The 11,642-nt window shown below is 59.6% G+C and carries 13 protein-coding genes and 3 pseudogenes; 13 read left to right on the forward strand and 3 right to left on the reverse strand.

The genetic code is table 11. The annotated features are described in order from the left end of the window. Positions 1 to 29: 29 nt before the first annotated feature. The 3 genes from OLZ32_RS11145 to OLZ32_RS11155 all read left to right on the forward strand — a co-directional run bounded on the left by OLZ32_RS11145 (position 30) and on the right by OLZ32_RS11155 (position 3,301). Positions 30 to 1,550, forward strand: a complete 1,521-nt coding sequence (locus tag OLZ32_RS11145; RefSeq protein ID WP_264396018.1) for a DUF5060 domain-containing protein — start codon at positions 30 to 32, stop codon at positions 1,548 to 1,550. A 20-nt stretch (positions 1,551 to 1,570) separates the two neighbouring features. After that, the gene (locus tag OLZ32_RS11150; RefSeq protein WP_003550428.1) at positions 1,571 to 2,641 is read left to right on the forward strand and encodes an ABC transporter ATP-binding protein; all 1,071 of its coding nucleotides are present in this window, start codon (positions 1,571 to 1,573) and stop codon (positions 2,639 to 2,641) included. A 150-nt stretch (positions 2,642 to 2,791) separates the two neighbouring features. After that, positions 2,792 to 3,301 carry a GNAT family N-acetyltransferase gene (locus OLZ32_RS11155; RefSeq protein ID WP_264396021.1) on the forward strand — a complete coding sequence of 170 codons (510 nt, stop codon included), beginning with the start codon at positions 2,792 to 2,794 and terminating at the stop codon, positions 3,299 to 3,301. Positions 3,302 to 3,620: 319 nt separating this feature from the next. On the opposite strand, the pseudogene OLZ32_RS11165 reads toward OLZ32_RS11155, so the two are convergent. Continuing rightward, a pseudogene (locus tag OLZ32_RS11165) lies at positions 3,621 to 4,046 on the reverse strand (sigma factor); the annotation flags it as partial. Positions 4,047 to 4,232: 186 nt separating this feature from the next. Between OLZ32_RS11165 and OLZ32_RS11170 the strand changes: the two are divergent. The 7 genes from OLZ32_RS11170 (at position 4,233) to OLZ32_RS11200 (ending at position 8,703) form a co-directional block, all read left to right on the forward strand. Next, complete coding sequence (locus OLZ32_RS11170) at positions 4,233 to 4,520, forward strand: BufA1 family periplasmic bufferin-type metallophore (RefSeq protein WP_003550431.1); 288 nt, start codon at positions 4,233 to 4,235, stop codon at positions 4,518 to 4,520. A gap of 62 nt (positions 4,521 to 4,582) precedes the next feature. Next, complete coding sequence (gene bufB / locus OLZ32_RS11175; protein WP_264396023.1) at positions 4,583 to 5,464, forward strand: MNIO family bufferin maturase; 882 nt, start codon at positions 4,583 to 4,585, stop codon at positions 5,462 to 5,464. Beyond that, a complete protein-coding gene (locus OLZ32_RS11180) occupies positions 5,461 to 6,243 on the forward strand; it encodes an HvfC/BufC N-terminal domain-containing protein (RefSeq protein WP_264396025.1) in 783 nt (260 codons plus the stop codon). The genes bufB and OLZ32_RS11180 overlap by 4 nt, the downstream gene beginning before the upstream one ends. Continuing rightward, on the forward strand, positions 6,240 to 6,737 hold the full coding sequence (locus OLZ32_RS11185) for a DoxX family protein (RefSeq protein WP_264396027.1): 498 nt from the start codon (positions 6,240 to 6,242) through the stop codon (positions 6,735 to 6,737). Before OLZ32_RS11180 ends, OLZ32_RS11185 begins: the two co-directional genes overlap by 4 nt. 436 nt (positions 6,738 to 7,173) lie before the next feature. Beyond that, positions 7,174 to 7,779: a TetR/AcrR family transcriptional regulator gene (locus OLZ32_RS11190; RefSeq protein WP_264396029.1), complete on the forward strand. Its 606-nt coding sequence runs from the start codon at positions 7,174 to 7,176 to the stop codon at positions 7,777 to 7,779. A 9-nt stretch (positions 7,780 to 7,788) separates the two neighbouring features. Further along, positions 7,789 to 8,076 (forward strand): YciI family protein, encoded by a 288-nt coding sequence (locus tag OLZ32_RS11195; protein ID WP_003550439.1) that lies wholly within the window; start codon positions 7,789 to 7,791, stop codon positions 8,074 to 8,076. A gap of 3 nt (positions 8,077 to 8,079) precedes the next feature. Then, positions 8,080 to 8,703 carry a DNA-3-methyladenine glycosylase I gene (locus OLZ32_RS11200; RefSeq protein WP_264396032.1) on the forward strand — a complete coding sequence of 208 codons (624 nt, stop codon included), beginning with the start codon at positions 8,080 to 8,082 and terminating at the stop codon, positions 8,701 to 8,703. On the opposite strand, the pseudogene OLZ32_RS11205 reads toward OLZ32_RS11200, so the two are convergent. After that, positions 8,700 to 9,229 (reverse strand): annotated as a pseudogene (locus tag OLZ32_RS11205) (peroxiredoxin-like family protein). The gene OLZ32_RS11200 and the pseudogene OLZ32_RS11205 sit on opposite strands and share 4 nt — an antisense overlap. 60 nt (positions 9,230 to 9,289) lie before the next feature. Here OLZ32_RS11205 and OLZ32_RS11210 point away from each other — a divergent pair. Further along, positions 9,290 to 10,075, forward strand: a complete 786-nt coding sequence (locus OLZ32_RS11210) for a helix-turn-helix domain-containing protein (protein WP_264396036.1) — start codon at positions 9,290 to 9,292, stop codon at positions 10,073 to 10,075. A gap of 468 nt (positions 10,076 to 10,543) precedes the next feature. Here the strand turns inward: OLZ32_RS11210 and OLZ32_RS11215 are convergent, their stop codons facing one another. Continuing rightward, on the reverse strand, positions 10,544 to 11,032 hold the full coding sequence (locus OLZ32_RS11215; protein WP_264396038.1) for a winged helix-turn-helix transcriptional regulator: 489 nt from the start codon (positions 11,030 to 11,032) through the stop codon (positions 10,544 to 10,546). Between the two features lie 50 nt (positions 11,033 to 11,082). On the opposite strand from OLZ32_RS11215, the gene OLZ32_RS11220 reads away from it, so the two are divergent. Beyond that, on the forward strand, positions 11,083 to 11,517 hold the full coding sequence (locus tag OLZ32_RS11220) for a hypothetical protein (protein WP_264396040.1): 435 nt from the start codon (positions 11,083 to 11,085) through the stop codon (positions 11,515 to 11,517). A gap of 12 nt (positions 11,518 to 11,529) precedes the next feature. Beyond that, positions 11,530 to 11,616, forward strand: a pseudogene (locus OLZ32_RS39360) (DUF1059 domain-containing protein); the annotation flags it as partial. Positions 11,617 to 11,642: the final 26 nt, after the last annotated feature.

Raw genomic sequence — 11,642 nt, forward strand, 5'->3', positions numbered from 1 at the left:
CACAAAAGCATTCACGAGGAGAATATTCTATGTCTGATGCAACAGTCGAAAAATGGGGCGTGTTCGAGGCCTCCTTTGATGGACCCGCCGACGGAAATCCCTATCTCGACGTGGCATTCGATGCCGTATTCACCCACAAGAGCCGCGAAGTTCGCGTGCCGGGCTTTTATGACGGCAACGGCACCTACCGCATCCGCTTCATGCCGGATAGCGAGGGCGAATGGTCGTTTCTAACGCGTTCCAGGACCGCCGCACTCGACGGCAAGACCGGCGCACTGACCGCGACCAAGCCTTCGGCCGGCAATCACGGCCCGGTGCGCGTACGCAACAAATTCCACTTCGCCTATGCCGACGGCACCCCCTTCCTATCCTTCGGCACGACCTGCTATGCCTGGACGCACCAGCCGCTCGACATGCAGAAGCAGACGCTCGAAACCCTCAAGAAGGCCCGCTTCAACAAGATGCGGATGGGCGTGTTTCCGAAGGACTATCCCTACAACGTCAACGAGCCGCTGCACGCCTGCTTCGAACGCGGGGCGGACGGAAGGGAAGACTTCGACCGTCCGAACCCCGCCTCGTTCCAGCACTTCGAAAAGCAGGTCGCAGCGCTCTGCGAATTGGGGATCGAAGCCGATATCATCATCTTCCATCCCTATGACCGGTGGGGCTATGCCGACATGTCGGCCGAACAGGATTTTCGCTATGTCGAATATCTGGCCGCTCGTCTCGCCGCCTACCGGAACGTCTGGTGGTCGCTTGCCAATGAATATGATTTCCTCATCGATACGAAGCCGATGGAGCAGTGGGATCGTTACTTCCACATCCTGGAAGAGAACGACCCCTACCAGCACCTGCGCTCCATCCATAATGGCGACGTGACGGCGAATTTCGATCATCGCAAGCCGTGGGTCACGCACACCTGCATTCAGAACCCCGACGTCAAGCGGACCCAGGAATGGCGCGATGCCTATGGCAAGCCTGTCGTCAACGACGAGCCGGAATATGAGGGCGACATCCTGCAGTCATGGGGCAATCTCAACGCGCAGGAACTCGTGCATCGCTTCTGGATCACGATGGCGCGCGGCGGCTATGCCGGCCACGGCGAAACCTATTCCCATCCGGAGGATCTGATCTGGTGGGCCAAAGGCGGAGAACTGCGCGGCGAAGCGTGGAAGCGCATCGCCTTCCTCCGCGACCTCCTGGAAGCCGATGTCAGGCACGGCCTCGAGCCGCTGGGCATCATCGGCGAATGGCCCTGGTCCCGCGTGTCGGGCGCCCGCGACGGCGACGGCGATTTCCGCCTAATCTATTTCGGCGAGCATCAGCCGGTGATCTGGTCCACGGGCCTGCCGGTCGACGGCGACGACTATGATGTCGATCTCATCGACACCTGGGAGATGACGATCACGCCGGTCGAGAAGGTGGCGGCGCCCGTTCCGCATCCGACGCGCCATGGCTCGGTCGTGCGCGGCGGCAAGCCGGACGCGGCCTTCGGCGTGAAAATTCTGCGCAAGCCGTACCAGGCGCTGCGCGTGCGCAGGAAGCGCTAGAAGATGACAAGGGGTACGAAATGTCTGGCTTGAGCATCAGAAACGTCAAGAAATCCTTCGGCACGGTCGATATCATTCATGGTGTCGACGTCGAGATCGCCGACGGCGAATTTACCATTCTCGTCGGCCCCTCCGGCTGCGGCAAGTCGACATTGCTGCGCATGATTGCCGGGCTCGAGGATATCACCGCCGGTCAAATCAGCATTGACGGCCGGGTCGTGAACAATCTGCAGCCGAAGGATCGCGATATCGCGATGGTCTTCCAGAACTATGCTTTGTACCCGCAGATGACGGTCTCCCAGAACATGGGATTTGCGCTCGAGCTTGCCGGTGTCAAGCGGCCTGAAATCGAACAGAAGGTCGGTGAGGCTGCAGCAATTCTCGGATTGCAGCCGCTTCTCGATCGAAAGCCGGCGCAGCTGTCGGGCGGACAGCGACAGCGCGTCGCCATGGGCCGGGCCATCGTCCGCGATCCGAAAGTCTTTCTCTTCGACGAGCCGCTCTCCAATCTGGATGCGAAACTGCGGGTGAAGATGAGGGCGGAGATCAAGGCTCTGCACCAGCGCCTGAAGACCACGATCGTTTACGTCACCCACGACCAGATCGAGGCCATGACCATGGCTGACAAGATCGTCGTGCTCCACGGCGGCCGCGTCGAACAGATCGGCAGTCCGCTCGAGCTCTATGACCGACCGCGCAATATCTTTGTCGCCGGCTTCCTCGGCTCCCCCGCGATGAACTTTCTCGAGGGAACCCTTGAGGGCGCAGGCAACCCGGCATTGTCGCTGCCGGGTGGGTCACGCGTAGCGCTTTCGCGGGCTCCAGCCAATGCCGCCAACAGACCGCTGACGCTGGGTATTCGTCCCGAAGATATCACCTTCGGTGGCGAAAACGGTGTGGATGCCGTGGTCAAGGTGGTCGAACCCACGGGATCGGAAACCCATGTCGCCGTGGAGCTCGAAGGCAGGGAGCTGACATGGGTCGTCCGCGAACGTGTCGATCTGGTACCGGAACAGCCGGTGAAGCTTTCTTTCGAAACCGCCAAGATTCACTTCTTCGACCGGCAGACGCAGCAGCGCCTGAACGCCTGAACAAGGCGCGTCAGCAGGTCCGTCGAACGCGGAACCGGAATGTGACGGCATGAGGAGTTCTTGATGATTCCTCGTCTTCGCAGCCAATTGGCGACTTGTAATCTCTGATCTCGCCGATAGGCTGTGCCTCCCAAACGAGGTAGCCAAGACATGCATATTCGAAGAGCCGTCTCCGCCGATGCGGAGGAACTGAGCAGTCTCCTGAACGAGATCATCCGAGCCGGCGGAACGACCGCGCTCGAGACGCCGCTTTCGGTTGCCGAGTTCGCGGACTGGTTCATCGACGGCGAGTTTCCTCTGACCTGCCATGTTGCCGAGCACGACCAGTCGCTTGTCGGCTTTCAATCGCTCAGCTTATACGGCAACCCGCCGAAAGGCTTCGCCGACATCGCGACCTTTGCCCGCCTGAACCCAAGAACCCCAGGCGTCGGCAGTGCTCTCTTCCCCGCAACCCGAGCTGCAGCGGAAGAACTCGGGCTCGAATTCATCAATGCGACCATTCGGGCCGACAATGTCAGCGGCCTTGGCTATTACGCAAAAATGGGCTTCGAGACCTATGACCGGCTGGTCCAGGTTCCACTTCAGGACGGGACGCCCGTCGATAGGATCAAGAAGCGTTTCAGAGTAGACGCCAGGCACCACACGATACCTGACGCCTGAAAGTGTCGGCGGCGGAAACCGTTTCGACTCCTGGAGGCCAAGCCCTCTCACAGCGCGCCTGACCACCCGCCAAGGCTACAATCTCGCACGCTATCGCACTGCGCGAACGGTAACGGCGTTGCTGCCGCGCACCCCCGAAACCGGGCGCTCGCGGCTTTCGGCCGAAGTGGAAGCGATCATCAGCTCCACCTTGCGCGAGCAATGGCTGGTATTGGAGGCGCCGCCTCTTGGTCTCGAATTTGACGCAAGCGGCTGCCTTCGTGTCGATGACATGCTGCGATCTCTCTCTCTCACCGCATATCTTTGCTGCCGGCGATGTGGCCGTCTCTCCGATCGAATGACCCTCGATCGAAATTGCCGCGACCACCGAACGCTGGCCCGGCGCCAGTCCGTCGATCACCCGACGCATCTCGCGGTCGCTCACCGTCTCCGTCTCCTGCTGGGCGACGGTCTCGATGATATCGCTGATTTCGATCTCCACGCGACGCCCGCGCTTGCGAAAGGCATCGATCAGCTTGAAGCGCGCGATCGCATAGATCCAGGGCAAGACGGGCGCATCGCTCACCCATGTATGGCGCTTCGTGTGTATCGCCAGAAGCGTATCCTGTACGATGTCCTCCGGATCGAGGTTACCGTCCACGATTTTGCGTCGCGCGAAGCCACGCACGATAGCTCCAGTTCGCCTCAGAAAACCAATCGCAGCCTGCAGCAACATGGCGAGCTCTTCTTCGTCCTGGCCGCTCAAACCCATGTTTCCGATTCGTGCGGACTGGGTAAATTGTTACGCGGCGCCCGATTTATTGTCCAATGAAGAAGAAAAAGGCGATCACGAACTCGTGTTCTCGGCGGACCGTAACATCAGGGCTGTCCAAACGAATACAGATACACGCAGCCGATCAACGGCCTGCGGATATCAAAGAGGAGATCATCCATGAACCGTTCCGCGCTCACCCTCGCCCTCGCAGGTTCGCTCGCATCGGCAATCGCATCCGTTTCCTTCGCAGCGCCGCTGGCGCCGGAGAAAATGGTCGGCAACGAGAAGTGCTATGGCATCGCACTGAAGGGCCAGAACGATTGCGCTGCCGGCGCTGGCACCACCTGCGCAGGCACCTCGACCACGGACTACCAGGGCAATGCCTGGAAGGCTGTCCCGGCCGGCACCTGCACCTCGATGAATGTCAATGGCCATAAAGGCATGCTGGAGCCCATGAAGGGTTGAATTCCGACCGGAGGCCCGGTTTGGCCGGGCCTCCGCCTCATCCAACGACCGGGAGAACAGCAATGACCGTTTCAGCAGCCCGTGCCATCGCCTTGCCGCAACGCGCTGGCGTCGGCCTCAAGCCCGAGCATTACGAGACCATTCTTGCCACCAGGCCAGATGTCGGCTTTTTCGAAGTCCATGCTGAAAACTATATGGGTGCAGGCGGCCCGCCGCACCATTATCTCGAAGCCGTCGCGGATGTGTACCCACTTTCGTTTCATGGCGTCGGCTTGTCGATCGGCGCGGCACGCGATCTCGACAAGGAGCATCTGAAGCGGCTTCGCACCCTCATCGATCGTTACCGGCCGCAGAGCTTTTCGGAGCATCTGGCATGGTCGACCCACGACACCGGCTTCCTCAACGATCTTCTGCCCCTGCCTTATACGGCTGAAACCTTGTCGCGCGTCATCGACCATATCGATGAGACCCAGCAATGGCTTGGCCGGAAAATGTTGCTCGAAAATCCGTCGACCTACCTGTTGTTCGCTGAAAGCACCATCGACGAGGTGGATTTCCTGGCCGAAATCGCCAGCCGAACCGGATGCGGACTGCTGCTCGACGTGAACAATGTCATGGTTTCAGCGGTCAACCATCGGCTTGATCCGGTCGCCTATATAGACCGCTTCCCGGTCGAGCTAGTGGGTGAAATCCACCTTGCCGGTTATGACGAGACTGTCGATGGCGTCGGAGACCGGTTGCTGATCGATGCCCATGGCAGCGCCGTCAGGTCGGATGTGGTGGAGCTTTACCGGCACACGCTGTCGCGCAGCGGTGCCTTGCCGACATTGATCGAATGGGACAACGACGTCCCTGACTTTGCCACCCTTCAGGCGGAGGCCGTCCGCACCGATGCTATGTTGAACGTTGCGGCCGAGAAACGCCGCGCCAACCGGGCGGCATGACCATGGCTTTCAACGAAAGCCAGCGCGCCTTTGCAGCAGCCCTGCTCCATCCGGGCCAGCCGCTTCCGCAAGGCATCGCCACCGCTCGCGGCGTAGCTGATCCGGTGCGCTTCGCCGTGTACCGCAACAATGTCTATGTCGGGTTGACGACGGCACTTAGTCACCGTTTCCCGGTGACGAAACGGCTGGTCGGCTCCGATTTTTTTGCAGGTATGGCCCGTGCCTATGCCGCCGATCACAAGCCTGCGTCACCCCTGATCATGCATTATGGCGATGATTTCCCCGATTTCATCGCAGCCTTTCCCCCTGCAGCGTGTCTCGGCTATCTGGCCGATGTGGCGCGGATCGAGGTCGCCTGGACTGAGGCCTATCACGCGGCAGATAGAGCGCCGCTCGATGTCGCCCAACTCTCCGCCGTTCCACCCGAGCATATCGCAAACATGGCGCTCGTCCCGCATCCTTCGGCACGGCTGGTGCTGTCGGACTATCCGGCCGGTTCCATCTGGAGCGCCCACCGGGGCGAGACCGTGGCGCCGGTCACCGATTGGCGGGCCGAAGCGGCGCTAGTCGTGCGGCCAGCCATGCATGTCGAGATCAGGGTCCTTCCGTCGGCGGACGCCGTATTCGCGGCCCGTCTGCTTGAGGGGGCCACCCTCGGCGAAGCGGCGCAGACGGCATTCGACGCCGCGCCCGATTTCGATTTCGGATCGGCCTTGATCGGCCTGATCGGCCTTGGCGCATTCTGCACCATTGAACCTGTCGAAGGGGAACGTCCATGACAACAGAACTTGCTTCAACGCGCAACCTCGGTGGCGCGCTCACCTCGCTTCACCGTCACGCCGAATGCCTGTTGGCCTCCATTCCGCAGTCGCTACCGCTTCTGGCGTTGCGCATCGGCCTGGCAATCCCGTTCTTCAAATCCGGGCTGACGAAGTGGGACGGATTCCTGACCCTTTCGACAGGCGCCAGATATCTGTTCGAACAGGAATTCAGGCTGCATATCTTCGGCAGTCAAATCCCCTACCCCATGCCGCTGGTGATGGCGGCGGCTTCAGGGGTTGCCGAACTCGTTCTGCCTGTCCTGCTGGTGTTCGGCCTTTTCACGCGCTATGCGGCGCTTGGACTGCTGGTCATGACCGCCGTAATCCAACTCACCATCCCGGACGGCTGGGCCAATTTCCATCTTCCCTGGGCGGCCATGGCGCTGGCCCTTGTGGTGTACGGCGGGGGCAGGATCGCAGTCGATACCTTCTTGAAACTGCGCCGAGATTAACTCGAGCGGTCTCATCGCGGAACGGTCAATCTCAATCGCCTAACATGGAGACATTCGCAAGGCGTGTTCTCGGAGCGAGATCCAAGGTTAAAACCACACGATGTAGAAGGCAATTTAAGTCATTGAAGCATGCGTTTGACAGCCGTCACGGCAGGCAACATAACCGGCCGACGCCACCGGCATAGCATAACCCGGGGGCAGAACAAGCACAGCCACTTTAGTCGCTCGCGTTCAACTGCGGCTGTTTCAACCACGTCGCGTTTTTTTCGCGGGCGGCAGCCAGACCCTCTAAGCCGTTCAATAGCGGCCTCCCGCAACTTTTCATTCCAACCTAAGAAGACACTTGATTTTGGTAGGTCAAATGTCCTAGCACCTAGGTCAATCGTCCTAATGAAGTGAACGCGCTTTCGGCAAGCGCATTCAGAGGAGCCAGAATTTGGTCGCCACAACTACGCGACAGCAGATTGTTGAAGCAGCTGACAAGCTCTTCTACGAGCGAGGTTTCGAGGCGACGTCCTTCGCTGACATCGCGGCGGTCGTGGGGCTTTCGCGCGGGAACTTCTACTATCACTTCAAGACCAAGGACGAGATTCTCGAAGGAGTGATCGCCCTCCGCCTTTCCAAGACCCAGGCGATGTTCGATGCGTGGCAGATCGAGGCGAAAACCCCGACCGATCGAATCCATAGCTTCATCCAAATTCTGATCATGAACCAGACAAAGATCATGGCGCATGGCTGCCCAGTCGGCACGCTTTGCAGTGAACTCGCAAAGCTCGATCATATTGCCAAGAACAGAGCGACCGAGATATTCACCTTGTTCCGCGACTGGCTGTCGCGCCAGTTTAGAGACATTGGCCACGACACCGGCGCCGATGAGCTCGCCATGCACGTTCTCATGCGCAGCCAAGGTGTGGCCGCGCTCGCGACCGCGTTTGGCGATGAGGCGTTCGTGCGCCGTGAGGTTGAAGACATGTGCCAGTGGCTGGCAGCGCAGCAACCCACGTCATCACCCATAGAAATCGTTTCAGTGCAGAATTCCTGAGGTCCACCTATGTTCGTCGTCACACTCAAATTCTCCGCCAACAAGGCGAAAGCGCCTGCTTTGATGGAAGGGCACAACGCCTGGCTCAAGCGAGGCTTCGACGAGGGCATTTTCCTGCTGAGCGGAAGCATTCAGCCAAGCGCAGGCGGAGCGGTTCTTGCCCACAATACCTCCCGCGCCGATCTGGAAACACGCGTTCAGCAAGACCCCTTTGTTGTGGAGGATGTCGTCACCGTCAACATCCTCGAAATCGCACCCGGCCGCACAGATGACCGCCTGGCTTTTCTCAAGGTTTGAGGTATGAGCGCGACGATCCCGGGCCCGGACGGGCGGCCGCGCTGCCGTTGGTGTGCTGCCGCTCCGGAATTCATGCCCTACCATGACAGCGAGTGGGGCTTTCCCGTCGACGATGACCACCGCCTATTCGAAAAGCTTTGCCTGGAAGGCTTTCAATCCGGTTTGAGCTGGCGCACGATTTTGGCCAAGCGGGAGAATTTTCGGTCTGCCTTTCTCGGCTTCGATTTCGACTGTATCGCGCGGTTCATGGATGCCGACATCGAACGTCTCCTGCAGGACCCTGGCATCGTGCGCCACCGAGGAAAAATCGCCGCGGTGGTCAACAATGCGCGGCATGCCCAGGAACTGGTGAAGCAGGAAGGATCGCTCGCGGCCTATGTCTGGCGCTTCGAGCCGAAGGCGTCCGAGCTTTCGCCTCCACAGACGGCGTCGGTCTCGGCCGCCTCCATCGCCATGTCGAAAGATCTCAAGAAGCGCGGCTGGTCCTTCGTCGGCCCCACCACCGTTTTTGCGTTCATGCAGGCGATGGGCTTGATCAACGATCATGCCGAAGGCTGCGTTATCCGGGACAAGGCAGCAGCAGCCAGGGCAACCTTTCGGCGTCCGACCTCGATCAAACGGATTTAAACCTCACCCGTATATTCGCCTCTTGCCGGATAGTCGTTCTTGATCACGAATTCCAACGCCTGCACCATCTCGGCGGCCGCGCAAACGGCATGGATTGCACCGAGAGCCAATAGACGGTCTGATCCGGCCTGATCAGGAAGACCGCCGGCTCGGAAAACAATTCGGGCTCTTCGATGCCGATTGAGGTCTTTCCGCGCGAGGCGGAGATATAGAGACCCCATTGCCGGGCTACGCTCAAGGGCAGGCCATAGCCGATACGCAGGTGTTCAGCACCGATCTTGTCTGCCATTTGCCGGGCGCGGTCCTCCCCATCGGAGCTCATGGCAATTGTGCGCACGCCGCGCTCTTCGAAGGCTGGCGTCAGCCGTTCCAATTCCTTGAGATAATTTCCGCAGACGGGGCAGTGAAGCCCTCGGTAGAAGCACACGAGCGTCATGAGCGACGGGTTTTCATGAGCGAGATCGAACTCTCCGTGCCGAAGAGTCTTGGCGGTCAAATTGGGGGCCAGTGTTCTCGGGACCAACATCGATCAACTCCTTTGGGTGAAACTTCCGACGCCATGTTGACGTCACGGCCTCAGCATCCCATGATCATGATCATCATTGGTCCAGAAATTATGATCGAAAGTCTGAAAACTCTTCCGAAAGTCGATCGCCTAACGGCCTTCTTTGACGCGTTCGAGCTGGAAGCCTCACTGGAACCGCCACCGATCAGCGATGGCCGTACCCGGCTGTTTGTGATTGGAGAACCGGGTGGCCCTGCCGAACGGATCGTCCTCCACCCACGGGGCGACACGCCCCTCGAGCCATCGGCTTTGATAACTGCGGCGGTCGATTTCGAGAGGACGCATAATCCCCTGATGAACGCTTTGCCGGACCGGGTCGTCGTCGACGTCAGTGAGATTCCTACCCTCCGCGACACCACGGCCGCCTTCATGGCGGAAGCGCTGGATTCGCGCTGCGGACGCAGCGCCGCCCTTAACCGGCTTTGTGAAGTCATGGTCCTGCTTATCCTGAGGTCAGCGATCGACCGCGGGGCGACTGGACCGGGTTTGCTGGCGGGTCTGTCCCATCCCGCGTTACACCGGGCGTTGGTGGCAATGCATGATGCGCCAGCGCGAGCCTGGAACAGCGATGAACTTGCTGCGGTCGCTGGGCTTTCACGAAGCCATTTCATGGCCCTGTTTCGCGACCTGGTCGGCACGCCGCCGCAGGCTTATCTGACCGGATGGCGTCTGATTCTTGCTCGACGGAAGCTCGACAAAGGGGCGAAGGTGAAGGCAGTGGCGCGTCAGGTCGGATTTGGCAGTGCGGCCGCATTCTCTCGCGCTTTCTTTCGAAAGTTTGGGAACTGGCCATCAGTCCGATCATAGATGCGATTGAGGTTGCCCGCCGGTCCGGTGACCTAGGCTTTAGGTGGAGCCGGCTCGCAGACGCGGACAGCAGGGCATATTCCCCCAACATGTCCATGACGGACATCTCATCCGTTACAGCAGGTCCCGAAGACGCCATGACACTGCCAGCCTCCCCAACGCTCATGGGACCGACGATGATCCCGAGCAGGGCGCTCACGAACAGGAGTCGAAGGATGAGTTTCACACCCCATTTTTTCAATCTGACACGCCGGAGCTAGACCGAGAAGAGGCTCACGAAGACGTGCGATCACGAGCTTCGAATGATCCGCATTCGCGCAAATCGCCAATCGTCGAGATGTCCGCCTCGGCGAGGCGGCAGGAGATGTATGGGCCGGGCCGGTAAGGGGTTCAATCTGATCGGACATCTCCTAGCATCGTTTTTGCGATCACAACCCAAACGGTGCGCGGCTTTTTGTGAGCCACCATTCAATCGGCTGTCCCGTTAGCTTTCTCTCCGCCTGATAGGGACGGATCAAACCCCAATTCCATCGACCGAAGAAGCCCATCGCGGTCACTTTCGTATGCCTTGACGAATTCCGGTGAAGCGGCGGTCGCCGCATCGTGCGTAGCTCCCCAGTAGGCCATTTCGACGAGGACGGGCAGTAGCTTCCTTCCGGCCCCGGTCGGCGTGTACACCGCATGTCTTTTGTCGGCAGGGTGGGCTGCACGCGTGACGAGGCCGGCGCATTCCAGTCGCGACAGCCGCTCCGACAGGATATTCGTGGCGATTCCCTCTTCTGACTGCAGGAACTGCTTGAATGTGCTCTTGCCCACGACAAGCAGGTCGCGGAGCAGGAGGAGGGTCCACTTGTCACCGAACAGTTCGAGGCCGAAATTGAGCGGACAGCAGGATCGGGGGTTGTGCGGGGGCTTTATCATAAAGCCATGATCAACTAAATCACTTGCGTTTTGCAAGTTATTATTCTATGGTTGGTGCGCTTTCAGGAAAAGATGTGGAGCCCGACATGAAAGCGAAATTCTGGCTTGCAGTCCTCGCATACGTCATTCCGACATTCCCTCTGGGATATTTCTGGCACCTTTCTACATTCAAAGCGCAATATGACGCGCTCGCGGTTTATCGCGTAGACGTCATCATCCCGATGGGCCTCGCCTCAATGATCATCCAGGGGCTGTTGTTCGCCTGGCTCTACCCGAAGCTCTTCAGCACCGCGCAAGATCAATGGACGAGAAGCGCCGTCAAGTTCTTTCTCCTCTTCACAATCCTGGCATGGTCGTTCCTGGTCCTGCCCGTGGCGGCCAAGTTCAACATGACGTCGGTCGCCCAGTTCATGGCGCTTGAGACCGCGTTCACATTGCTCCAGTATGCGGTGACGGCTCCACTTATCGCCCTCGCCTGGCGGGATCGGGTTCCACTCGCGAGCGCGGCCAACCCAACATAGGGGCCAGACGTCATGAAGAGACTCAGTTGCCGCGATCTCGGAGGTCCCTGTGACCACAAGATCACGGGCACGACCTTTGAGGAGATCGGCCGTAACATCCGAGCCCACGTTATGCGGGTGATGGA

This window comes from Rhizobium acaciae (assembly GCF_025941625.1).
GTDB classification, from domain to species: domain Bacteria; phylum Pseudomonadota; class Alphaproteobacteria; order Rhizobiales; family Rhizobiaceae; genus Rhizobium; species Rhizobium acaciae.

Coding starts and splice junctions, on each gene's coding strand:
- OLZ32_RS11155 (WP_264396021.1), top strand. CDS start 2,792: ATGCATATTCGAAGAGCCGTCTCCGCCGATGCGGAGGAACTGAGCAGT.
- OLZ32_RS11195 (WP_003550439.1), top strand. CDS start 7,789: ATGTTCGTCGTCACACTCAAATTCTCCGCCAACAAGGCGAAAGCGCCT.
- OLZ32_RS11210 (WP_264396036.1), top strand. CDS start 9,290: ATGATCATGATCATCATTGGTCCAGAAATTATGATCGAAAGTCTGAAA.
- OLZ32_RS11220 (WP_264396040.1), top strand. CDS start 11,083: ATGAAAGCGAAATTCTGGCTTGCAGTCCTCGCATACGTCATTCCGACA.
- OLZ32_RS11200 (WP_264396032.1), top strand. CDS start 8,080: ATGAGCGCGACGATCCCGGGCCCGGACGGGCGGCCGCGCTGCCGTTGG.
- OLZ32_RS11170 (WP_003550431.1), top strand. CDS start 4,233: ATGAACCGTTCCGCGCTCACCCTCGCCCTCGCAGGTTCGCTCGCATCG.
- bufB (WP_264396023.1), top strand. CDS start 4,583: ATGACCGTTTCAGCAGCCCGTGCCATCGCCTTGCCGCAACGCGCTGGC.
- OLZ32_RS11145 (WP_264396018.1), top strand. CDS start 30: ATGTCTGATGCAACAGTCGAAAAATGGGGCGTGTTCGAGGCCTCCTTT.
- OLZ32_RS11185 (WP_264396027.1), top strand. CDS start 6,240: ATGACAACAGAACTTGCTTCAACGCGCAACCTCGGTGGCGCGCTCACC.
- OLZ32_RS11150 (WP_003550428.1), top strand. CDS start 1,571: ATGTCTGGCTTGAGCATCAGAAACGTCAAGAAATCCTTCGGCACGGTC.
- OLZ32_RS11180 (WP_264396025.1), top strand. CDS start 5,461: ATGACCATGGCTTTCAACGAAAGCCAGCGCGCCTTTGCAGCAGCCCTG.